This window comes from Haloleucobacter albus, from assembly GCF_052492075.1.
This window is the reverse complement of the sequence record NZ_JBQWAS010000013.1, coordinates 32,504-54,796: the sequence shown is the minus strand read 5'-3', so window position 1 is coordinate 54,796 and position 22,293 is coordinate 32,504. Positions and strand designations below refer to the sequence as shown.

Annotated in this window: 19 protein-coding genes and 1 tRNA gene; 14 read left to right on the top strand and 6 right to left on the bottom strand. The window is 63.5% G+C overall.

Going from position 1 to position 22,293, the window contains the following annotated elements; genetic code table 11:
* Positions 1–206: 206 nt before the first annotated feature.
* Both ACT6QH_RS01500 and ACT6QH_RS01495 read left to right on the top strand, forming a co-directional pair.
* The gene (locus ACT6QH_RS01500; protein WP_444973047.1) at positions 207–653 is read left to right on the top strand and encodes a VOC family protein; all 447 of its coding nucleotides are present in this window, start codon (positions 207–209) and stop codon (positions 651–653) included.
* A 138-nt stretch (positions 654–791) separates the two neighbouring features.
* The gene (locus tag ACT6QH_RS01495; protein WP_444973046.1) at positions 792–1,124 is read left to right on the top strand and encodes a hypothetical protein; all 333 of its coding nucleotides are present in this window, start codon (positions 792–794) and stop codon (positions 1,122–1,124) included.
* A gap of 377 nt (positions 1,125–1,501) precedes the next feature.
* On the opposite strand, the gene ACT6QH_RS01490 is transcribed toward ACT6QH_RS01495, so the two are convergent.
* Positions 1,502–1,578, bottom strand: a tRNA-Pro gene (locus ACT6QH_RS01490).
* Positions 1,579–1,752: 174 nt separating this feature from the next.
* On the opposite strand from ACT6QH_RS01490, the gene fabI reads away from it, so the two are divergent.
* Genes fabI through ACT6QH_RS01475 form a run of 3 tightly spaced genes read left to right on the top strand, consistent with a single transcriptional unit; the run spans position 1,753 to position 3,732 of the window.
* Positions 1,753–2,580, top strand: a complete 828-nt coding sequence (fabI, locus tag ACT6QH_RS01485; RefSeq protein ID WP_444973045.1) for an enoyl-ACP reductase FabI — start codon at positions 1,753–1,755, stop codon at positions 2,578–2,580.
* Between the two features lie 23 nt (positions 2,581–2,603).
* Positions 2,604–3,116, top strand: a complete 513-nt coding sequence (locus ACT6QH_RS01480; RefSeq protein WP_444973044.1) for a hypothetical protein — start codon at positions 2,604–2,606, stop codon at positions 3,114–3,116.
* Between the two features lie 13 nt (positions 3,117–3,129).
* A complete protein-coding gene (locus ACT6QH_RS01475) occupies positions 3,130–3,732 on the top strand; it encodes a histidine phosphatase family protein (RefSeq protein ID WP_444973043.1) in 603 nt (200 codons plus the stop codon).
* A gap of 323 nt (positions 3,733–4,055) precedes the next feature.
* On the opposite strand, the gene purH is transcribed toward ACT6QH_RS01475, so the two are convergent.
* Together purH and ACT6QH_RS01465 are read right to left on the bottom strand one after the other, a co-directional pair.
* Complete coding sequence (gene purH / locus ACT6QH_RS01470; protein WP_444973042.1) at positions 4,056–5,645, bottom strand: bifunctional phosphoribosylaminoimidazolecarboxamide formyltransferase/IMP cyclohydrolase; 1,590 nt, start codon at positions 5,643–5,645, stop codon at positions 4,056–4,058.
* A gap of 277 nt (positions 5,646–5,922) precedes the next feature.
* The gene (locus tag ACT6QH_RS01465) at positions 5,923–6,600 is read right to left on the bottom strand and encodes a c-type cytochrome (RefSeq protein WP_444973041.1); all 678 of its coding nucleotides are present in this window, start codon (positions 6,598–6,600) and stop codon (positions 5,923–5,925) included.
* Between the two features lie 343 nt (positions 6,601–6,943).
* On the opposite strand from ACT6QH_RS01465, the gene ACT6QH_RS01460 reads away from it, so the two are divergent.
* The gene (locus ACT6QH_RS01460) at positions 6,944–7,693 is read left to right on the top strand and encodes a 3-deoxy-manno-octulosonate cytidylyltransferase (RefSeq protein WP_444973040.1); all 750 of its coding nucleotides are present in this window, start codon (positions 6,944–6,946) and stop codon (positions 7,691–7,693) included.
* Between the two features lie 105 nt (positions 7,694–7,798).
* A complete protein-coding gene (locus ACT6QH_RS01455) occupies positions 7,799–8,689 on the top strand; it encodes a prephenate dehydratase (protein ID WP_444973056.1) in 891 nt (296 codons plus the stop codon).
* 74 nt (positions 8,690–8,763) lie between these two features.
* Here the strand turns inward: ACT6QH_RS01455 and nudC are convergent, their stop codons facing one another.
* Positions 8,764–9,723 (bottom strand): NAD(+) diphosphatase, encoded by a 960-nt coding sequence (gene nudC / locus ACT6QH_RS01450; protein ID WP_444973039.1) that lies wholly within the window; start codon positions 9,721–9,723, stop codon positions 8,764–8,766.
* Between the two features lie 303 nt (positions 9,724–10,026).
* Between nudC and hslV the strand changes: the two genes are divergently transcribed.
* The 3 genes from hslV to ACT6QH_RS01435 are packed head-to-tail and all read left to right on the top strand — an operon-like array spanning position 10,027 to position 12,383.
* Positions 10,027–10,575, top strand: coding sequence for an ATP-dependent protease subunit HslV (hslV, locus tag ACT6QH_RS01445; protein WP_444973038.1), 549 nt, complete (start codon positions 10,027–10,029; stop codon positions 10,573–10,575).
* Between the two features lie 40 nt (positions 10,576–10,615).
* Positions 10,616–11,923 (top strand): ATP-dependent protease ATPase subunit HslU, encoded by a 1,308-nt coding sequence (hslU, locus tag ACT6QH_RS01440; RefSeq protein ID WP_444973037.1) that lies wholly within the window; start codon positions 10,616–10,618, stop codon positions 11,921–11,923.
* A complete protein-coding gene (locus ACT6QH_RS01435; protein ID WP_444973036.1) occupies positions 11,895–12,383 on the top strand; it encodes a 5-carboxymethyl-2-hydroxymuconate Delta-isomerase in 489 nt (162 codons plus the stop codon). Before hslU ends, ACT6QH_RS01435 begins: the two co-directional genes overlap by 29 nt.
* Before the next feature lie 45 nt (positions 12,384–12,428).
* Here the strand turns inward: ACT6QH_RS01435 and ACT6QH_RS01430 are convergent, their stop codons facing one another.
* Together ACT6QH_RS01430 and rsmB are read right to left on the bottom strand one after the other, a co-directional pair.
* The gene (locus ACT6QH_RS01430; protein ID WP_444973035.1) at positions 12,429–14,240 is read right to left on the bottom strand and encodes a heparinase II/III family protein; all 1,812 of its coding nucleotides are present in this window, start codon (positions 14,238–14,240) and stop codon (positions 12,429–12,431) included.
* Between the two features lie 92 nt (positions 14,241–14,332).
* Positions 14,333–15,769, bottom strand: coding sequence for a 16S rRNA (cytosine(967)-C(5))-methyltransferase RsmB (rsmB, locus tag ACT6QH_RS01425; protein ID WP_444973034.1), 1,437 nt, complete (start codon positions 15,767–15,769; stop codon positions 14,333–14,335).
* A gap of 405 nt (positions 15,770–16,174) precedes the next feature.
* Here rsmB and ACT6QH_RS01420 point away from each other — a divergent pair, with 405 nt between their 5' ends.
* The 4 genes from ACT6QH_RS01420 (at position 16,175) to prmC (ending at position 21,801) form a co-directional block, all read left to right on the top strand.
* Positions 16,175–17,434: an aspartate kinase gene (locus ACT6QH_RS01420; RefSeq protein WP_444973033.1), complete on the top strand. Its 1,260-nt coding sequence runs from the start codon at positions 16,175–16,177 to the stop codon at positions 17,432–17,434.
* Between the two features lie 104 nt (positions 17,435–17,538).
* Positions 17,539–19,809, top strand: coding sequence for a phosphoenolpyruvate--protein phosphotransferase (gene ptsP / locus ACT6QH_RS01415; RefSeq protein WP_444973032.1), 2,271 nt, complete (start codon positions 17,539–17,541; stop codon positions 19,807–19,809).
* Between the two features lie 19 nt (positions 19,810–19,828).
* Complete coding sequence (gene prfA / locus ACT6QH_RS01410; RefSeq protein WP_444973055.1) at positions 19,829–20,923, top strand: peptide chain release factor 1; 1,095 nt, start codon at positions 19,829–19,831, stop codon at positions 20,921–20,923.
* Entirely contained in the window at positions 20,920–21,801 is an 882-nt protein-coding gene (gene prmC, locus ACT6QH_RS01405) for a peptide chain release factor N(5)-glutamine methyltransferase (protein ID WP_444973031.1), read from the top strand. Before prfA ends, prmC begins: the two co-directional genes overlap by 4 nt.
* Positions 21,802–22,293 lie beyond the last annotated feature (492 nt).

Here is a 22,293-nt window from a genome sequence, read left to right as displayed (position 1 = left end):
CGGGTTTGGTGGCGGCATCCACAGGCCATATTGAGCGGTTGTCATGTTTCGCGTGCATTCCACTCTTGTGACGCCTTTTCTCAGGCCCACATGCCGGGGTGGCATGGTTTGGCCATATCCGGCGGGCCTTATCGCCAGAAGAGGGCTCGGTGCGCCGGTTTTCCGGCCGGCCGGGGCATTATTCACGCAGCATACCGGGGAACAGCATGCGTTATCTGCACACCATGATTCGTGTTCGCGATCTTGAGGCGTCGCTCACCTTTTTCTGCACCCATCTGGGACTGAAGGAAGTGCGGCGCATGGAATCGCAGGAAGGGCGCTTCACGCTGATCTATCTGGCGGCACCGGCCGACCTGTCTGCGGAAGAACCGGCACCCGATGCGCCGCTGATCGAGCTGACCTATAATTGGGGCTCGGAAGAGGATTATGGCTCGGCCCGCAATTTCGGCCATCTGGCCTTTGAGGTGGATGATATCTACGCCACATGCGCCCGACTTCAGGCCGCCGGCATCACCATTAACCGTCCGCCGCGCGATGGCTGGATGGCCTTCATCCGCTCGCCGGATCTGATCTCCGTGGAGCTGTTGCAGAAGGGGGAGCGCCTGCCCCCGGCAGAGCCCTGGGTTTCCATGCCGAATGTCGGCGTGTGGTGAAACATCGCCATATTGCGAGACAGGGGGAGGCTTTGGCCTCCCTTTTTTGTGACGATGACGCTCTGATACCAGCTGTTTGATTCGTGCCCACGGGTGGAGCGCCTGCCGCACGGCAGCTCATATTTCTGCGCATATACCATGATGCTGTGGAATGGGGTGGATGTTGCCATCTCCTATTGTTCTTTGTTTGTTCTTATGGAATCCATTCTTCTGGATTTCAGGAGACAAGCCATGTCGCAACAGTGCCGGATGATGAGTTCCAGCGAATCCATGTCCATCAGCGAGCGTGAGGTTGATGCCGTACTTGAAGCCTGTGCGGGAGATGCGCGGGCAACGATTCGCGCCTTGCTGATTGGACAGGCTTTTCTGCAACAGGAATTGACCCGCACGCAGGCGCGGATTTCCGCTGGTTATTGCCGCGTGAAAACGCATGGAGTCTTGCAGACTCCTGGCTCAGTGCCCATGGGTTGATGCGGACACAAGGTGCGCCTGGCCCGAATCTGCGCATGTCGTTTCCGCCTTTTTCAAAGGCGGAAGCTCATTTCGGGCGCGTAGCTGCTTTGATTCGGGTGTGGATAGGGGAGAGGGGCTGTGCGAATCATGTGCGGCAGCGGGCCGCCTGTCTTTCCGGCGCATCATTTGGGTGGTTCGAGGCATGATGATGCACAATCAGCCGGTGGTGGTCGCTCGGTTTTCCGAAGCTTGGCCAGACGGCATGCGCATGCGGCTACAGCATTGCAAGGGTGCGTTCCCATGCTGCGTTGCGATATGAGTGTCGGAGTGTGTTTTTGGCATTCTTCATGCCGTAGCGGTTGATTGTCTCGGGATCATCAACCTTTTGAAATCACTGGTCGGAGTAGCAGGATTTGAACCTGCGACCCCCACGTCCCGAACGTGGTGCGCTACCAGACTGCGCTATACTCCGTGACCAGAGGAGGCTGCATTTAGCACGGGTTTTTGCGGAGCGCAAGAGGCTTTGATGTGTCAGTTTGCTTGAATGGGGGAGGGGGGCATGTCATAGGAAAGCCGGCATTGCAGAATGCCGGCTCACCGGCATGCCCGGCGAATTCAACGAATTGACAATGTGGAGTATCAACACATGGCGACAGACAGTTTCGCGAACGGTCTGCTGAAGGGCAAGCGCGGGCTGGTTCTCGGCGTCGCCAACAATCGTTCCATCGCCTATGGCATCGCCAAGTCTGCTCGCGCGGCGGGCGCGGAAATTGGCCTGACCTATCAGGGCGAGGCGATGAAGAAGCGGGTGGCCCCGCTGGCGGCGGAACTGGGCGCCCAGATTGTTGGCCATTGTGACGTGACCGAGCCGGAGACCATCGACGCCGTCTTCGCTGAGGCGGAAAAGCTGTTTGGCACGCTGGATTTTGTGGTCCACTGCATCGCCTTCTCCGACAAGGATGAGCTGGATGGCCGCTATGTGGACACCACGGCGGAAAACTTCACCAACAGCCTGTTCATCTCCTGCTATTCCTTCACGGCCATTGCCCAGCGGGCCGAGAAGCTGATGCCCAATGGCGGCTCTCTTCTCACGCTCACCTATTATGGCGCCGAGAAGTGGATGCCCCATTACAATGTGATGGGTGTGGCCAAGGCTGCGCTTGAGGCTTCCGTGCGTTATCTGGCCGCCGATCTTGGCCCCAAGGCCATCCGTGTGAATGCGGTTTCCGCCGGTCCGATCAAGACTCTGGCAGCTTCCGGCATTGGTGATTTCCGCTATATCCTGAAATGGAATGAGCTGAATTCGCCGCTGCGCCGTACGGTCACCACCAATGAGGTGGGCGATACCGCTGTCTATATGCTCTCCGATTTGTCGCGTGGTGTGACCGGCGAGGTGCATCATGTGGACGCCGGATATCATATTGTGGGTATGAAGCACCCCGAAGCGCCGGACCTTGCGCTGGCGCGGGACTGAGTGCCGCACTGAAGGAGAGCTGCATGCAGGCCGGTTTGCGCGCGTTTTTGTTCTCTCTGGTTCTGCCTGTGGCCGGTGCGCTGTCGGTTGCGGGAATGGGGGCTGATGCTGCCTTGGCGCAGAGCCCGCCCTCCTTCCAGCAATATCCGCTGAAAGAGCGGTTGCTGGGCCCCGGCGGCGCACTGTTTCCCAATTATTCCAATCCCTCGGAGCTTGGCATTGCCTATGTGCTGGGGCGGGGGACGCGGCGGAATGATATTTTCGCCGCAGGTACGGTGGATTTTAACTGTCAGCAGACGGAAGCACCCCAGATCAGGGTGCTGTCCACTCCGCCGCGCGGACAGGTTTCCATCCGGCTCGCCAGTTTCCGCATCACGGGTTTCGATGCCGGTCTCAGCAAATGCCTGGGGCAGAGCACCAGGGGCATGGTGGTGAGCTATCGCGGGCCGCGGGCGCCGGGCGCGATAGTGCGGCTGCGGGTGATCTATCCCACATTGGGCGCATGGTATGATCATGATGTGCCGGTGAACCGGTAAGCGGGGCAGGCAGATGAGCGATGGGGCTGAAACGCGGCGTCTGTTTTTCGTGCGTCATGGGGAAACAGACTGGAATGTCGCCGGTCGCCTGCAAGGACGGCGCGATGTGCCGCTGAATGCGCTGGGCCGAGTGCAGGCGGGCCGTATTGGTCGTCTGCTGCCGCGCCTCACAGGAGAAGCGCCGGAAAGGCTGCAATTCGTTTCCAGCCCCATGGCCCGCACCCTGGAAACCATGCGCATCATGCGCACGACGCTGGATCTGCCCGTCAATGAATTCGCGACAGATATCCGTCTGGCGGAACTGTCCTTCGGCGACTGGGAAGGTAAGACTTGGCCGCAGTTGCGGCGCAGTGAGTTCGAGGGTGTGCGCCGGCGCGATGAAGACCCGTGGAATTATGCGCCGCCCAATGGCGAGAGCTATCAGGCGCTGAGCGAAAGGCTGGCGCGGGCCATTTCCGATATTGAAGGCGATGCCGTGGTGGTGACGCATGGTGGCGTGATTCGCACCGCGCTGCATGTGATGGCCGGTATGCCGATTGCCGAAGCCACCGGCCTGCCCGTGCGCCAAGGCGCGGTTTATGTGGTGCAGGGCGGCAGCTTTCAGGTGGCGAGCTGAACGGACAGGCGGAATTGGGACGCTTCTTCAGGCTGGGCCACGTCTGTGGTCGGCTTGACATTCCCCGCCTTGAGTGACGGGTTGGGTGGCCGAGCGTAGCCGGAATGTAGACCGGCCCCAAGCGGCAATATCTCTGGCCGCGTTCCGCCCTCTCCTTCCCTTTTTTCATGTTTGCGCTCTCTCGCGCATCGCCATGTCTGACAGGCTCAGAGAGGGGCGCTTGCCCGATTTTTGATTTGCCGGCGAATCGCATTGCGCAGCAAAAAAAATGCCCCGCCCCCGGTGAGGGGCAGGGCTCCATATTGTGCAGTCTTGGGCGTGCTTCAGTGGCGGAAGTGGCGCACGCCGGTGAACACCATGGCCAAGCCGGCTTCATCGGCAGCTGCAATCACTTCTGCATCCCGCATCGAGCCGCCGGGCTGGATCACGGCCGTTGCGCCAGCTTCCACGGCAGCCAGAAGACCGTCTGCGAAGGGGAAGAAGGCGTCGGAGGCCACAACGCACCCCTTGGTGAGAGGCTCGGAGAGGCCCGCAGCTTCGGCGGCATCCACAGCCTTGCGGGCCGCGATCCGGGCCGAATCAACCCGGCTCATCTGGCCCGCGCCAATACCCACGGTCGCGCCATCCTTGGCGTAGATGATGGTGTTGGACTTCACATGCTTGGCCACGCGGAAGGCAAAGCGAAGATCGGCCAGCTCCTGCTCGGTGGGGGCGCGCTTGGTGACGACCTTCAGTTCCAGATCATCGGCGCTGATATTGTCGCGGTTCTGCACCAGAAGGCCGCCGGCCACGCTCTTCACCACCAGACCGGGGGCGCGCGGGTCCGGCAGGGTGCCGGTCAGCAGCAGGCGCAGATTCTTCTTCGCACCGACAATGGCAATGGCCTCTTCTGTCGCGTCGGGCGCGACGATCACCTCGGTGAAGATGTCGGCCATGGCGCGGGCAGCGTCGGCATCCAGCGTACGGTTGACAGCGATGATGCCGCCAAAGGCCGAAACGGGATCGCAGGCCAATGCCTTGCGATAGGCTTCCTCAAGCGAAGCACCCTCGGCCACGCCGCAGGGGTTGGCGTGCTTCACGATCACCACAGCCGCAGAACGGGAGGGGTGAAATTCGGACACGGCCTCGAAGGCGGCGTCGGTATCATTGATATTGTTGTAGGAGAGCTGCTTGCCCTGCACCTGACGGGCGGTGGCCACGCCGGGGCGGATTTCGTCCGAGGCGTAGAAGGCCGCATTCTGATGCGGGTTCTCGCCATAGCGCAACGCCTCGATGAGCTTGCCGCCCACGGCGCGATAGGCCGGAGCGGTTTCCTTCAGCTCGCGCGCGAACCAGTTGGAGATGGCAGCATCATAGGCTGCGGTGCGGGCATAGGCCTTCTGGGCCAGCTTGCGGCGCAGGGCCAGCGTGGTGCCACCATGGGCCTTCACTTCAGCCAGCACGGCTTCATAATCGCTGGTATCCACCACCACTGCCACATCGGCATGGTTTTTGGCCGCTCCGCGGATCATGGAGGGGCCGCCAATGTCGATATTCTCGATGGTTTCGTCGAAATCGGCCTTGCGGGCGACGGTCGCCTCGAACGGGTAGAGATTCACCACCACGAGATCAATGGGGGCGATGTCGTGCTCGGCCATGGCAGCCTGATGGCCGGCATCGGAGCGGATGGCGAGAATGCCGCCATGCACCTTGGGGTGAAGGGTCTTTACCCGGCCGTCCATCATTTCGGGGAAGCCGGTCAGGTCGGAAACGTCACGTACCTTCAGCCCGGCATCGGCCAGCGCCTTGCAGGTGCCGCCGGTGGAAACAAGTTCCACGCCGCAGGCCTCAAGGGCCGTGGCGAAGGGCACCAGCCCCGCCTTGTCGGACACCGAGATGAGGGCGCGGGTCACGGGACGGATATCGGCGGTCATGTCTGGGCTCCAGCTCCGGGCTTTTGCGCCTGCCGGGCGCGTTGGCGATGTCGGCAGGTGTGCCATGAAATCAGTGTTTCCGGCGGGGCGGATGTGCGGGCCATGAAGCTTTGCACGGCCGCATGGGCCGGAATGAGGTTTCGCCTATCACTATTGGGCCGGGGCCGCCAGAGTTTGCAGGCGCATGAAGGGGGCGATAACGAAAAAATGGCCGCAACCCTGCCGGGCGCGGCCATTGTATCTGTGTATTTCTGCCCGCATGTAACGGGCAGAAATGTCAGTTCGCGACAGCGGGAGCCTGCTGCTCGTTCGCGCTTTCCGCCGGGGTGGCGTCGGCAGGAGCTGCTTCGGCCGGGGCCGCTTCAGCGGGTGCCGCGTCCTGCGCGGGTGCGTCTTCCGCAGGGGCCTCTTCTTCGGCTGGTGCGGCCGTCGGCAGGGGCTGCGGATCATGCGACAGGGAGTTCAGATAGGCGATGAGATTCGCACGGTCCTCAGCCTTGCGAATGCCGGCGAACGCCATGCTGGTGCCGGGCACCACTTCCTTCGGGTTGGTGAGGTAGGTGTTGAGCGCCAGCGCATCCCACTTGCCGCCATGGGCCTTCATGGCATCCGTATATTTGAAGCCGGGGAAGGTGGCGGTCTCGCGGCCCACGACGCCATAAAGCTCGGGACCAACCTTGTTGCCCTGGCCTTCCTTGAAGTTGTGGCAGGCGGCGCACTTCTTGGCGACCTTCTCACCCTTCTCGATGGAGGCGGTGGCGAACAGCTCCTCAATCGGCACTTCCCTCGGCTGCGCGGCGGTTTCGCCCTCGGCCAGCACGACGACCTCAAATCCGGGCTGCGCCGGAATGTGGGGCGTGAAGAGGAACTGTGAAACGTAACCAAGACCGAATGCCAGCACGAGGGCCAGCACGATCCCAACCACAGCCTTGATCAACAATCCAAGTACGTTCATTGGCGCTTCGCCCCTCGGACCCCTCACTGATCGCACCCTTGCCGGGTTTTGCCATCGGCGGACGCGGTGTATTGCAGAACGCGCGCGGGTGGGTGCGCGCAAGTTGGAACGACACTAAGCACTTTGATTGAAGCGGCGCAACCCGTATTAAAGCGGGGGATCACAAGAGGAAGCGGGCCGCTGCGCCTCATGGCTGCCCCATGTTCGTCTCATGTTCGTCTCATGGCTGCCTTGTGAGCGCCGCGCGATCGCCTCATGAACACCTTGTCGGCGACTGTGGCGGGCATGGAGCGGATCTTATTGTTCACGATGATGCAGCGCGGCGGAACTTGAGGGCACAGGCATGTCTGCAACGGCAACACTCATTCTCATTCCCGCGCGTCTTGCGGCCAGTCGCCTGCCGGGCAAGCCCTTGGCGGATGTGGGCGGCCGGCCGATGATTGTCGAAGTGGCGCGCCGTGCCATGCGGGCCGGTATTGGCCGCGTGGCGGTGGCGACCGATACGCAGGATATTGCGGATGTGGTGCGCGCGGCCGGCTTCGAGGCGGTGATGACGCGGCCGGATCACCCCTCCGGCTCGGATCGCATCTTCGAGGCGCTGGGCGCGCTGGACCCGGACGGCAGGATTGAACGGGTGGTGAATGTGCAGGGGGATCTGCCGACCATTGATCCACAGAGCATTCGCCGGGCACTTGATCCGCTGGATGATCCGGCGGTGGATATCGCCACCCTGGCGGCAGAGATCCACGAAACGGGCGAGCGGGAAGACCCCAATGTGGTGAAGATTGTCGGTTCGCCCATTGGCGAGGGCTTGTTGCGCGCGCTCTACTTCACCCGCGCCACTGCACCTTATGGCGAAGGGCCACTTTATCACCATATCGGGCTATATGCCTATCGCCGTCAGGCGCTGGAGCGTTTCGTGGCGTTGCCGCCCTCGGTGCTGGAGCAGCGCGAAAAGCTGGAACAGTTGCGTGCGCTGGAAGCGGGCATGCGCATTGATGTGGCCGTGGTGGATACGGTGCCGCTGGGTGTGGATACCCAGGCCCATCTGGAACGCGCCCGCGCCATTCTGGCGACGGAGGAGGGCTTTTAGTCGCCTTCATGCTACAGCCCTGCAAAGGGCATTCCTGCGTGCTTTTCCCCGGACATGGGAGGTGGGCGCGTGAGGAACACAAAGGGGTGGCGCGCCCGCGCGTTCATGCCGGTAGAGGAACATCAGGTGAGCGAACACAAGATCAAACCGCGCATCACGTTTCAGGGTGAGCCGGGCGCAAATTCCCACATTGCCTGCCGGGATGCCTTTCCAGACCATGAAGTGGTGCCTTGCGCCACCTTCGAGGATGCTTTCTCGCCGGTGGAAAAGGGCGAGGCCGATCTGGCCATGATTCCCATCGAGAATTCGGTGGCCGGGCGTGTGGCGGATATTCACCACCTCATGCCGCGTTCCAGCCTGCATATTGTGGGCGAATATTTTTTGCCGCTCTCTCACCAGCTTCTGGGGGTGAAGGGGGCAAGCCTGGCCACACTGAAGACGGCCCAGAGCCATGTGATGGCGCTGGGCCAGTGTCGCAAGGCCATTCGCACGCTGAACCTGCGCCCGGTGACTGCGGCTGATACGGCTGGCTCCGCCCGCGAGATCGCCGAGGCGGGGGATGTGACCCGCGCCGCCATAGCCTCGCGTCTGGCGGCGGAGATCTATGGGCTGGATATCCTCTCCGAGAATATCGAGGATGAGAAGCACAACACCACGCGCTTCATCATTCTCTCGCGTGATGGCCAGTGGGCACCGGCCGGAAACGGCCCGGTGGTGACCACGCTGGTGTTCCGCGTGCGCAACGTGCCGGCGGCGCTGTACAAGGCGTTGGGCGGTTTTGCCACCACTGGCGTGAACATGACCAAGCTGGAATCCTACCAGATGGACGGGCATTTCACTGCCACCCAGTTCTATGCCGATATTGATGGCCACCCGGATGAACGCCCGGTGAAGCTGGCGTTGGAGGAACTGGCCTTCTTCTCGCGGGAGGTGCGCATTCTGGGTGTCTATCCGGCCTCTCCCTTCCGCGCGACCCTGAAGGAAGATGCGGCCTGAGGCGTCATGCAGGGTGAAGATTCAGGCCGGGTCCAGAAGGGTCCGGCCTTTTGTCTGTACTTTTGAGGTGCGCTTCAGCGCGCCTTCTCCACAAAGGCGCGCATGAGGTGGTGGGCAATGGCCTCCGGTCCCGGCGCGAACAGCTCCTGAGGATGGGTGCGCGTCAGCATCTGCGCCACCTCATCGCGATGTACCCAGCGCACATCTTCCAGCTCGTTCGGGTCCATGGTGATATTGGAACTTGTGGCTTCGGCCAGAAAGCCGAGCATGAGCGACATGGGAAACGGCCAGGGCTGGCTGGCGAAATACCGCACCGGGCCAAGCTGAATGCCGGCCTCTTCGAGCGTTTCGCGGCGCACGGCCTCTTCCGGCGTTTCGCCCGGCTCCACGAAACCGGCCAGGCAGCTATACATGCCGGGGCGGAAATGCGTCTGCCGGCCCAGAAGGGCCTGATCGCCTTGCGCCACCAGCATGATGACCACCGGGTCCGTACGTGGAAAATGCTGGCCGTTGCAGGCCGGGCATTCCCGTCGCCAGCCTGAATCCATCATCTCAGTCCGCGCGCCGCAATTGGAGCAGAAGCGGTGTCGGCCATGCCAGGACATCAACGCCTTGGCGCAGGCCAGCGCGCCCAGCTGGGTGCCGGGCACCAGCCCTTCCATGGCGATGCCGCGCAGATCCTGCACCCTTAGCCCCGCCGCTTCCATATCTTCCTGCCGGGCAGGATCAAAGGAGAAGGCAAAAAGCGGTGCGTCATTTTCAAGGCCGATGAAAATGGGCTGGCCGCGCTGCCAGATGCGCGCTTCGGATATGGGAAACAGGGCGCTGCCGGTTCCAGAGAGAGCGTCCAGTCTCATCGCCACCATTTCGGCACCCACCAGCAGGCCTCGTGCCTGCGGGGCATCCAGCAGGGGTGTTGAGCCTGTGCGCAGATGGGCGGCGCGGTCAAACCCGCTTTCGGCATAGGTGATACGGGACGGTGTGAGAGAGTCGTCTGAAAGAGGAAACAGCGAGGATATGGACAGCGAAGACATGGAGCGGGGCGCTTCCGACAGATGAAACGTCGGCAAACTGGCATGGTCTGCTTGGCCCGTGCAAGGCAATGCGGAGCGGTTGAAAGGCGAATGTCGCCTCACCTTGCGGAAGCTTTTGAGGTCAATCCTTTCAATATCTCCGGGGCAAAAGGCGGGGGTGCATTGCGTCTGCGGGCGGAAGACATAAGTAAAGGGCCAAGGCGTGGCTCCGGCCCGCCGGATGCAGATGAAACAAGCCGGCTTCAGCCGGGCCGCTCCGTTGTTTCTGGGGCCGCCCGCAGGCCCGCCCGAGCGGAGCGTTGGATGCACTCTTCCCCCGATACGATTTACGGCACCACCATTGTCTCCATCCGCAAGGGTAACCGCGTGGCCATTGCCGGTGATGGGCAGGTCACGCTGGGCCAGACCGTGCTGAAGGGCAATGCCCGCAAGGTGCGTCGCCTGGGGCGCGGGGATGTGATTGGCGGTTTCGCCGGCGCAACGGCAGATGCCTTCACCCTGTTCGAGAGGCTTGAAGGCAAGCTGGAGCAGTATCCCGGCCAGCTTCAGCGCGCGGCGGTGGAACTGGCGAAGGATTGGCGCACGGATCGCTATCTGCGCCGGCTGGAGGCCATGATGATCGTGGCCGATGCAAACGTCACGCTGGTGCTCACCGGCACGGGTGATGTGCTGGAGCCGGAAGAGGGCGTCACCGCCATCGGCTCCGGGGGCATGTATGCGCTGGCAGCCGCCCGCGCCTTGCTGGATCGCGAGGAAGACCCGGAAATCATCGCCCGCCGCGCGCTGGAAATCGCCGCTGATATTTGCGTCTACACCAATCGCAACATCACGCTCGAAACCATTTCGGCCTGAGCCTTCAGGCCGCCTGTATCAAGAAGAGAAGCCTCCCGCCATGAGCGACTTTTCCCCGCGCGAGATCGTCTCCGAGCTCGATCGCCACATTGTGGGCCAGACCAACGCCAAGCGTGCCGTGGCCATAGCCCTGCGCAACCGCTGGCGTCGCCAGCAGCTTGATGAGAAGCTGCGTGAGGAGGTTCTGCCCAAGAATATCCTCATGATCGGCCCCACCGGCGTGGGCAAGACCGAAATCTCCCGCCGCCTCGCCCGTCTGGCCGGCGCGCCCTTCCTGAAGGTGGAAGCCACGAAATTCACGGAAGTGGGCTATGTGGGCCGCGATGTGGAGCAGATCATCCGTGATCTGGTGGAAGTCGGCATCGGACTGGTGAAGGAAAACAAGCGCAAGGATGTGCAGGCCAAGGCGCACCTGGCCGCTGAGGAGCGCGTGCTGGATGCGCTGGTGGGCAACAATGCCTCTGCCGCCACGCGCGATTCCTTCCGCACCCGCCTGCGCAATGGCGATCTGGATGACAAGGAAGTGGAGATCGAGGTCTCCGCAGGTGCAGCCGGCATGCCCATGTTCGAGCTGCCGGGCATGCCCGGTGCACAGATGGGCGCGGTGTCTTTGGGCGACATGCTGGGCAAGGCCTTTGGCGGGCGCACCAAGGCGCGCAAGGTCACGGTGAAGGAAGCCCATCCACTGCTGCTGACCGAAGAGGCCGACAAGCTCATAGATCAGGACGCCACCGTGCAGGACGCTATCCATGCGGTGGAAAATAACGGCATCGTCTTTCTCGATGAGATCGACAAGATCGCCGGCCGCGAGAACCGTTCCGGCGCGGATGTCTCGCGTGAGGGCGTGCAGCGTGACCTGTTGCCGCTGATCGAGGGCACCACCGTTTCCACCAAGCACGGCCCGGTGAAGACGGATCACATCCTCTTCATCGCATCCGGTGCCTTCCATGTGTCGAAGCCGTCCGACCTGTTGCCGGAACTGCAAGGCCGCCTGCCCATCCGCGTGGAGCTGGAAGCGCTGACCCGTGCCGATTTCGTGCGCATCCTGAATGAGACGGAAGCCAGCCTGGTCAAGCAATCCATCGCGCTGATGGGCACGGAAGGCGTGACGCTGGACATCACCTCCGATGCGGTGGAAGCCATTGCCGATGCCGCTGTGGAGGTGAACTCCAATGTGGAAAATATCGGCGCACGCCGCCTTCAGACCGTGATCGAGCGGGTGCTGGACGATCTGTCCTTCACTGCCCCGGACCGTTCCGGCGAGACGATCGTGATTGACGCTGAATATGTCCGCTCCCGCGTGGCCGATCTGGCCCGCAATGCGGATCTTTCCCGCTTCATTCTGTGAGGCTCGGGCGCGCCGGGCGGACCATGCCTCCCCCGGCGCTGCCTTTCTGCGCGACTTTCAGCGAAAGACTGCCATCTCCAGCCAGTTTGACGGGGCGCTCATGCCGCATCTCATTGTTGAACATACGGCCAATCTTGGCTCGGTTGTGTCCTCCGCTACCTTGCGCGGGCTGAATGCGGCCCTGCTGACCTCTGGACAGTTCGAGGAACAGGCGATCAAGAGCCGGGCGGTGGTGCTGGAAGCCTTTGCCATTGGTACGGCGGAGGAAGGGCGCGCCTTTCTGGCCGCGCGGCTGTGCATTCTCAGTGGTCGCACGGCCGAGCAGAAACGGCAGATGTCGGAGATTCTGCTGGAGGCCCTGAAGCGGATCGCCCTGCCGCAGGGCCTTGAAACGCAGATCACGGTTGAGGTGCTCGATATGGACCGGGCCAGCTATGGCAAGGCGCTGTTGCCGGCCTGATCCTGTAAAGGGGGCTCACGCCTCCTTATTATCATGCGGCGTATTTCAGTGCCCGCGGCTGCCGCCCTGCGCCTCGCGGGTGCGCATGAAGGTCCAGATCACACGCGGGTTTTCTGCCATGTCGCCGATCAGCACCAGTTGCGCGGTGCGGCGCGGCCCGTCGGGGGCCGCCAGATAGATGCTTTCCTCGATCAGCACCGGCAGATGAGGTGCGGCGAAGGCCCAGGCCTCGCCATTGGGCAGGCACAGCAGCGCGGTATGCGGATCATCAAAGCGCTCGACCGAAACCGTCGGGTGCAGATGGAAGCGGATGGCGAAGGGTGTGGCCACCGGAAGGCGGCTGTCGCTGGAAAGGGCCTGCTCGCCCACAGGCTGGAATACATCTTCCCCATCCAGCCGGTTGCCATCCTGCGCCAGACGCCACGAGCGGCGATGCAGAAGCCCGAAATTCTCCCGGTATCCATCATGGCTGGCGCGCAGCAAAATGGCGTCGGGCCGGGTGTTGCGCTGCACATCCACCGTTTTGGGACCGGCGATCACCGGTGCGCCCAGCCAGCGGTTGAGGCGCGCGCCCTGAAGAAAGTGGCAGGAAGAGGTATCCGCCACAATGGCGGTGGAATGCGCCGCGCTGGCCCGCGCCACCTGCCGCCACATTTCGCGGTTCACGGCGGGTGCGCCGCAATTCACCACCAGACGGTTGCGGCCGGAGGACAGCTCAAAGGACAGGCAGCTGGCGTGGGCCTCCCGGCTTACGGAGAAGGGGGGCGGCGCGCCGGTGTCGGCTATCAGCACCGTGCCGTTCGTCTCCAGCCGCTGGTAGCCGCTATAGGGCGCATTGGCCACGGGTGCGCCGCGGGCGTCATCGTGGGAAAGAATGGTGGCGAGCTGGTCTGCCGCCGTATAGCCCATGCCGTGGAAATGCGCGAAGGCCCCGTCGCCATGGCGGAAGAAACGCAGCATGGGCATCATACGGTCCATGGCGTTCATCAAAGCAGGCGGTGAGGGCAGATTGCGCGCTGTATAGGCTTGCAGCAAAGGCAGCAGATCCAGCAGCAGATCAATCAGCATGCCGGGGTTGCGGGTGATCGGTCCGCCATCGGGTAGAATCTGCCGGTCCAGCTCCTCTTCCAGCCGGCGCTGGGCAGCTTTCAGCAGGCGCGGCTGATCGGACATACACAGCCCGGCGAAGACGAGGGCGATGATGGTGACAAGGCGCGGATAGCCATCTTCCGCCTTGTGGGCCACCCGCCGCAACTGGCGCACCTGCCGGGTGAGCGAGCGGGTGAAGCGGCGGTAGAAATCCAGCTCCGCATCCTGAAGGATAAAGGTGGCCTGCGCGAGCCAGGAAATGATGCGCCGTGCCGAGACTTCCGGTTCGCAGGCCATGTCGTGGGCCAGGCCGGGGTCGCGCATCCAGTCGCCCACAAGGGCGCGGGCATTGGCGCGGGCAATGGTGGTACCGGCCGCGCGCAGATGGCGCAGCCAGCCGAAGCCGTGCAGCGCCTGCGCCCATTCCACGGAAGGCGGGTCAAGCTCGAAAACGCTGCGCCCGTCCAGCGCCAGCGCCTTGCCGGCAAAGGCAAAGCGGCCGGAATAGATTTCGCTGGCGAGGCTGGGGTCTGCGGTGTGCAGATCCTGCGGGGCGATGAGCAGGCGCTCGGGCGCGGGCACACTGGCATAGGCCAGCGCCAGCGCGCTTCCGGAGAAGCTTTCCAGCACTGCGCGCGCCTGTGCCCTGGCCAGCAATGCTGCAAGTCGCAGTCGCTCGACAAGGCTGTCTCGGCTCACATGCATCCCCGTCACGGGCGCAAGGCCGGGTGTGATGGAGTGGAAGCGTCCCGCCAGTCCATGCCACATGGCTTTGCCCATCTTCTCGCGAGGTCCCCTGGCTGGCGGCCGGTGCGGGACCGGCCGGATGAACGCAGCCCGTGACCTCTTCGGGCGGCAGCCTACCGGATACGTTCGAGACGGGCGGCGAAGAAGCCATCAAGGCCGGACCGCTCCGATTCTCCCCGCATCCAGTAACTGGGAAGAGTGCGCACATCACCTTGAGGAGTTATGAACGCGGCGACGGCTTGTGCATCTTTTGACAATTCTTCCGCTGTGACGGGGCGTCGGCGCAGATCCTTGCGGGCCTTCAGCAGGCGGGCAATCTGCTCTTCACCCTCCTCCGGCTCCAGCGAGCAGGTGGAATAGACCAGAATGCCGCCGGGTTTCAGAAGGTCTGCGGCATGGTTCAGCAGTTCGGCCTGAAGCTTCGCCAGCGTCACAATGTCGCCGGGGCGCTTGGTGAAGGCGATATCCGGGTGCCGGCGCAGCGTGCCGGTGGCCGAGCAGGGCGCGTCCAGAAGGATGGCGTCGAACGGGCCGCCGAGAAAACGGGTGGCGTCGGCTTCCCGCACATGGGCGTCGAGCTTCAGGCGGGCGAGGTTTTCGCGCAGCCGGTTAAGGCGCGGGCCGGAACGGTCCACCGCTGTCACCTGAGCGCCAGCCGCGGCAAGTTGTGCTGTCTTGCCGCCGGGCGCGGCGCACAGATCTGCCACGGCAAGGCCGCGCACATCGCCCAGAAGGCGGGCGGGCAGGGCTGCTGCGGCATCCTGCACCCACCATTCCCCCTCAGCAAAGCCCGGCAGGTTGCGCACCGCGCCTGCCTGTAGAACCCGCACAGTGCCGGTGGGCAGCACTTCGCCGGAGAGCTTTTCGGCCCAGCTTTCCGGGTCGGTCTTCACGGAAATATCCAGCGGTGGTTCGGCCTGATGCAGCGCGGCGATGGCGCGGGCCTGCTCCTCGCCATAGGCGGCGCTCCAGCGGGCGCGTAGCCATTCCGGCGTATCGGCCTGATAGGGGTCTACTCCTTCCAGCAGGGACTCCTTCTCGCGGATGAGGCGGCGCAGCACCGCATTCACCAGCTTGGCGAACCCGGCGGTGGAGCGATCCGTGCGGGCGACATCCACGCTGAGGCCCACGGCGGCATGGTCCGGCACATCCATGAACAGGATTTGCGTGGCGCCGGCCAGAAGCACCGGCTCCAGTCGGGGGGCGCCGCGCGGCAATCCCCGTTCCAGAAGGGGGGAGAGCACCGCGCGCAGGGTGCCGATTCGCCGCAATGTGGTGGCGATGATGCGGAAGGCCAGCGCTCTGTCCCGCGGTTCCAGATGGGCCGGCAGCGTATCCAGTGCATCTTCCAGCCCCGCATTGTGATGCAGAACGAGATCCAGCCCTTCCACCGCAGCGGCGCGCGCGGCCATGCCGGCGGGGGCCGGGCGGGGGGCGCGGCCTTGTGGCGCACGGTTCTGATGCGGGCCCCGGTTCGCACCATTGCGCGGACCGGAGTGAGTGTGGGGCGGGCGGCCGGAAGAGCCGGGAGTGCGGGGGGGCGTCGTCATGCGGCAGATAGAGCACGAAGTGCGCCTGCGCGCTATCTTTCTGAGGCATGAGGGGGGTGACGGGACGGGAGGGCTTTTCTTTGGTTTCCGGGTGGGACGGGGCAGCCGGCAAACTGGAACCGCACCGGAGTGCGGCCGGGAGGTTGCCCCCGCGCGGAGTTGCGGCTATTCAGGCGCACCAGTGTTTCGCGCGTCCTCACCCCCGCGCGTCAGGGTTCATCGGGATGTTCCGCTTCGTCACTCCAGACCGCTCCATACCGTGCGCAACTTTGCGCGGGGATGCGCTCAAACGTCGAAAATGACGCCCGCCCGCGCGGCGCGGCATGCTGACGGAGCTGTGCTCCGCACCAGTCCTGCCTGCCCGCATTCGCCCGAAAATCCCTTCTTTCAGGAAAGGCACGAGCGATGGCTCGGCTGGTGATGAAGTTCGGCGGCACATCCGTCGCCAATATTGAGCGTATCCGCAATGTCGCGCGTCATGTGAAGCGCGAGGTGGAGGCGGGTCATCAGGTTGCGGTGGTGGTCTCCGCCATGGCCGGAAAGACAAATGAGCTGGTGGGCTGGTGCAAGGAAGCCGACCCGCTCTATGACCCGGCCGAATATGATGCGGTGGTGGCCTCCGGCGAGCAGGTCACATCCGGCCTTCTGGCCGTGACCCTGCAACAGATGGGCGTGCCCGCCCGCTCGTGGCAGGGCTGGCAGGTGCCGATTCTGACCGATGACGCCCATGGCTCGGCGCGCATTCTGGATGTGGATGGCTCGCGCCTTGGTGCGGCAATGGATGGCGGACAGGTGGCTGTTCTCGCCGGCTTCCAGGGCATTCATGCCGAAAGCGGACGTCTCACCACGCTGGGGCGCGGTGGTTCGGATACCAGCGCGGTGGCGGTGGCCGCAGCGCTGAAGGCCGAGCGCTGCGATATCTACACCGATGTGGACGGTGTCTACACCACCGATCCGCGCGTGGTGCCCAAGGCAAAGCGTCTGGAAAAGGTGGCGTTCGAGGAGATGCTGGAGATGGCGTCCCTTGGAGCCAAGGTTCTACAGGTGCGCTCGGTGGAGCTCGCCATGGTTCATAATGTGCGCACCTTCGTGCGCTCCAGCCTCATCGACCCGGATGCCCCCGAGGCGCATGTGGTGGAACAGGCCGGTACGCTGATCTGTGATGAGGAGGAGATCATGGCAAGCCAGATGGAAGCCCAGGTGGTGACCGGCATCGCCTTTGCGAAGGACGAAGCCCAGATTTCCATCCGTGGCGTGGAAGACAAGCCCGGCATCGCCGCCGCTGTCTTCATTCCGCTCGCGGATGCGCACATCAATGTGGACATGATCGTGCAGACCACGTCTGCCGACGGTTTCACCGATATTACCTTCACCCTGCCGGTGGCCGATTTCGAGCGCGCCAAGGCGGTGCTGGAAAAGCTTCGCGACACCATTCGCTTCCGTGAATTGCAGGGCGATACCGAGGTGACGAAGGTCTCCGTCATCGGCATCGGCATGCGCTCTCATGCCGGTGTGGCCGCGCAGGCTTTCGGTGCGCTGGCGGAGAAGGGTATCAACATCCGTGCGATCACCACGTCGGAGATCAAGGTCTCCTTCCTGATCGACTCGGCCTATACAGAGCTTGCAGTCCGAACTCTGCATTCGCTATACGGGCTGGACAGCTGAAGAGGCGCCGGGCCTTCCCGGCATGAATGGAGCCTTCGGCGAAGTGGCGCTTGTGCCGCTTGTGTCGGAGGTGTCCGTCTCGCTGACAGATAAGGATGCGGCCGATGCGTGGCGCGCTCGGCGGTCCGCGTGTATTGCTCCGCCGTCTCCGCGAGGTGATGGCCGAGCCTGTGAACGCGCAGGATCGTCTCGACAAGATCGTGGTTCTGATCGCTGCCAATATGGTGGCGGAAGTCTGCTCGGTCTATGTGCTGCGCGTTGACTCTACCCTTGAGCTGTATGCCACCGAGGGACTGAAGGCCGATGCGGTTCATCGCACGGTCTTGCAGGTGGAGGAAGGCCTGGTGGGCCATGTCGCCCGCGAGGCCCAGCCGCTGGCCCTTTCGGATGCGCAGAACCACCCCGAATTCTCCTATCGGCCGGAAACGGGCGAGGAAATCTACAATTCCTTCCTCGGCGTGCCGATTCTGCGGGCGGGTAACACGCTGGGTGTGCTGGTGGTGCAGAATACCGCCCGACGCACCTATACCGATGAGGAAATCGAGGCGCTCCAGACCACCTCCATGGTGTTGGCGGAGATGATCGCTTCGGGCGAGCTGACAGCTCTGGCCCCACCCGGTGCGGAGCCTGCGGTGCGTCGTCCGCTGCATCTGGAAGGCGTGGCGCTGGCCGATGGGCTGGGGCTGGGCCATGTGGTGCTGCATGAGCCGCGTGTGACGGTGACCAATGTCATCGCCGACGATGTGCCAAAAGAAACCGCACGCCTCGATGCCGCCATTCACAAGCTGCGGCATTCCATTGATCTGCTGCTGGAAGAGGATGGTCTCTCCAAGGCGGGCGAGCATCGTGAAATTCTCGAAGCCTACCGCATGTTCGCCCATGACCGGGGCTGGATTCAGAAAATGCGCGAGGCCGTGCTTTCCGGCCTGACGGCGGAAGGTGCTGTGGAGCGGGTGCAGTCGGATACGCGCGCCCGCATGATGCGCGCCTCCGATCCCTATCTGCGTGAGCGTCTGCACGATCTGGATGATCTGGCCAATCGCCTGCTGCGTGTGCTGACCGGGCGCGGGCGCGGCGTAGGCCGGGAGGATCTGCCGGAAAACGCCATTATCGTCGCCCGCAACATGAGCCCGGCGGCCCTGCTGGATTATGATCGCACCCGCCTGCGCGGCCTTGTGCTGGAGGAGGGTGGTACCACCAGCCATGTCACCATTGTGGCCCGCGCCCTGGGCATTGGCGCGGTGGGGCAGGTGGAGAATGTGACCGGCCTTGCCGATTCCGGCGACGCCGTGATTGTGGACGGGCAGGCTGGCGAAGTGCATCTGCGCCCGCCGGGGGATGTGGAAGTCGCCTATGCCGAGAAGGTGCGCTTCCGCGCCCGGCGGCAGGCGCAATATGCCGCCCTGAAGGATCGCCCCTGCGTGACCCGCGACGGGGAGAAGATCGACCTGCTGCTGAATGCCGGCCTGCTGGTGGATCTGCCTCATCTGGAAGAAACCGGGGCGGCTGGCATTGGTCTGTTCCGTACCGAACTTCAGTTCATGATCGCTTCCGCCTTTCCGCGCATTTCCGAGCAGCTCAAGCTGTATCGCGCGGTGCTGGATGCGGCGGACAAGCGCCCGGTGACCTTCCGCACGCTGGATATTGGCGGTGACAAGGTGTTGCCCTATATGCGCGCGGTGGATGAGGAAAACCCGGCTCTGGGCTGGCGCGCCATCCGTCTTGGGCTGGACCGGCCGGGTCTTCTGCGCTCTCAGGTGCGGGCCTTGCTGCGCGCGGCGGCTGGGCGCGAATTGCGCCTGATGTTCCCCATGGTGGCCGAGGTGGGAGAGTTCGATTCCGCCCGCGCCATTGTAGAGAGGGAGCTGACCCATCTGCGTCGCCACGGCCATGGCATTCCCGAGCATGTCTATGTGGGCGCCATGCTGGAAGTGCCCTCCCTGCTGCTGCAACTGGATGAATTGTTGCCGCGGGTGGATTTTCTCTCCGTGGGATCGAACGATCTCGTGCAGTTCCTGTTCGCGGCGGACCGCTCCAATGTGCGCGTGGCGGACCGTTTTGATCCGCTTTCAGCTCCGGCCCTGCGGGCCTTCCGCATGGTGGCGGATGCCGGCGCGCGCTATGGAAAGCCCATTACCCTGTGTGGTGAGCTGGCCTCCCGCCCGCTGGAGGCTGTGGCTCTGGCGGCGCTGGGCTATCGGGCTTTGTCCGTTTCCCCGGCCTCTCTGGGGCCTGTGAAGGCTACCTTGCTGGATCTGGATGTGGCGGCGGCCCGCAAGATGTTGCTGCCCCTGCTGGATAACCATGGTGGCAAGGTGAATATTCGTGAGGCTCTGCGCAGCTTTGCGCGGGAACAGGAGCTTTCTCTCTCGTGAAGGCCCACCCAGCGTGATGATGATGAAGCTGCCGCGCGCCAAGCTTGAACAGTTGCTCGCCCGCCATGCGGAGATCGAGAATGCCCTCGCCCATGGCGCAGAGGGCGATGAATATGTGCGCCTTGGGCGCGAATTTTCAGATCTCTCCCCACTGGTGGAGCAGGTTCGCATCCTGAAGGCTGCCGAGCAGGATCTGGCCGGCGCGCGCGAGCTTCTGGCCGATTCCGCCTCTGATCCAGAGATGCTGGCGCTGGCTGAAAGCGAAGTGGAGCGGCTGGAAGAGCGAATTGATGAGCTTTCCCATGAGGTGCGCCTGGCCTTGCTGCCGCGCGACGCCATGGATGAGCGCAACGTAATTCTGGAAGTGCGCGCGGGTACCGGCGGTGACGAGGCGGCCCTGTTCGCGGGGGATCTGTTCCGCATGTACAGCCGCTATGCCGCCGAACGGGGCTGGAGCGTGGAGGTGCTCTCGGAAAGCGAGGGTACCATGGGCGGCTACAAGGAAATCATCGCTGCGGTACAGGGGCGCGGGGCCTATGCGCGCCTGAAGTTCGAGAGTGGCGTGCACCGGGTGCAGCGTGTGCCGGCCACTGAGGCGGGGGGGCGCATTCACACCTCCGCCGCCACTGTGGCCGTGCTGCCTGAGGCGCAGGATGTTGATTTCGAGATCAATGAAGCGGATCTGCGCGTGGATGTGTTCCGCGCTCAGGGGGCTGGCGGCCAGCATGTGAACAAGACCGAAAGCGCCGTGCGCATCACCCATGTGCCCACGGGCACGGTGGTGGTGGTGCAGGATGACCGTTCCCAGCATCGCAACCGGGCGCGTGCCATGGGGCTGCTGCGGGCGCGTCTGCTGGATGAGGAGCGCCTGAAGGCGGAGGCCGGCAGGGCCGCTGAACGTAAGGGGCAGGTTGGCTCCGGTGATCGTTCGGAACGCATCCGCACCTATAATTTCCCACAGGGCCGGGTGACGGATCACCGCATCAACCTCACGCTCTACAAGCTGGATGAGGTGATGCAGGGTATCGCGCTGGATGAGATCATCGCGGCTTTGCTCACCGAGCATCAGGCCGCTCTTCTGGCTGCGCAGGATCACGATCAGGTCCGCGGGTGAGCGGGAGCATTTTCGACATGAGGGATGTGGCCAATCTGCGGGCCCTGCGTCGCCAGATGACGGCAGAGCTGGTGGTTTCCGGCGTGAGCGCGCCGGATCTTGAAGCGCGTCTGCTGCTTTCCAGCGCTCTCAACTGCACACCCTCCGAGCTGATCCAGCACGATGATGAGATGGTGACACCGGACGTGGCCCAGCGGGCCATGGCGCTGATGATGCGGCGGATCACAGGTGAGCCGGTGGCGCGCATTCTAGGTCATCGGGAATTCTGGAGCCTGGACTTCCAGCTTTCGCCCGATACGCTGGTGCCGCGCCCGGATACGGAAACCGTGATAGAGGTGGCGCTGGATGCCTTCCCGGAACGGGATGCGGCTTTGCGCATTCTGGATCTGGGCACCGGCTCGGGCGCAATTCTGGCCGCCTTGCTTGTGGAGCGCCCGCAGGCGCTGGGGGTGGGCGTGGACCGGGCCGAGGGCGCGGCCCGTACGGCGCTGGACAATTTCGACCATGTCGGTGTGGGTGAGCGCGCTTTCGCCGTGGTGGGGGACTGGGGCGCGGGCCTTGTCGGCGGGTTTGATCTGGTGGTCTCCAATCCGCCTTATATCACCAGCCATGCCATGCTGATCCTGCCACGTGAAGTGCGGTCTCATGATCCGGCTCTGGCGCTGGATGGCGGGGTGGATGGCCTGGATGCCTATCGCGCCATTATCGCAGATGCGCCGCGCCTGCTTTGCAGCGGTGGGCTTGTGGTGTTGGAACTGGGCGTGGGACAGGAAGAGGACGTCTCTGGCCTGCTGAAGGCGGCTGGCCTTGTGGTGTGTGGCCCGGCAAAGCCAGATCTGGCCGGAATTCCCCGCGCGATTTCTGCCCGCAAACCCTGAAACTGTAGGGCGGAAATGTCCTAAATCCACGATTGTACAGAAAAAATGCTTGGAAGCAGGGCCGGAAATGGCTAGTGTCCTTTCAGGAATCGCGCCGGGTCACAGGTCGAGGCCTGTGCAGGTGCTGGAAATCACAGCCTTGTTTCCAGCCCAAAGGTGGGCATGTTTGGTAGCGCGCACATTGGGCTGCGCTCTGGCACTTCCCTTTTCCGGGTGATCGCTTCATCGTGTTGAAAGTGCTCCGCTCCTGTCGGAGCCAGGAATAGGATAAGCGCCCGCACCTGTTGGTGCGGAAGTTGAGCTCAATGAGCGGACTGATCCTTAATATTTGGCACTTAAACTGATGGTGTCATGAATAGCGGTGGCGCGTTGCTGACGCACGCCGTGCAAACCGGGCCTTGTCCTGCGGATTGTCGGGCAGGCTCCTGCGGATCACGGTTCGGTTGTTGTCCGGGAGACCGTGGCGGAGCATACCGGGCGTAATGGCGGGTG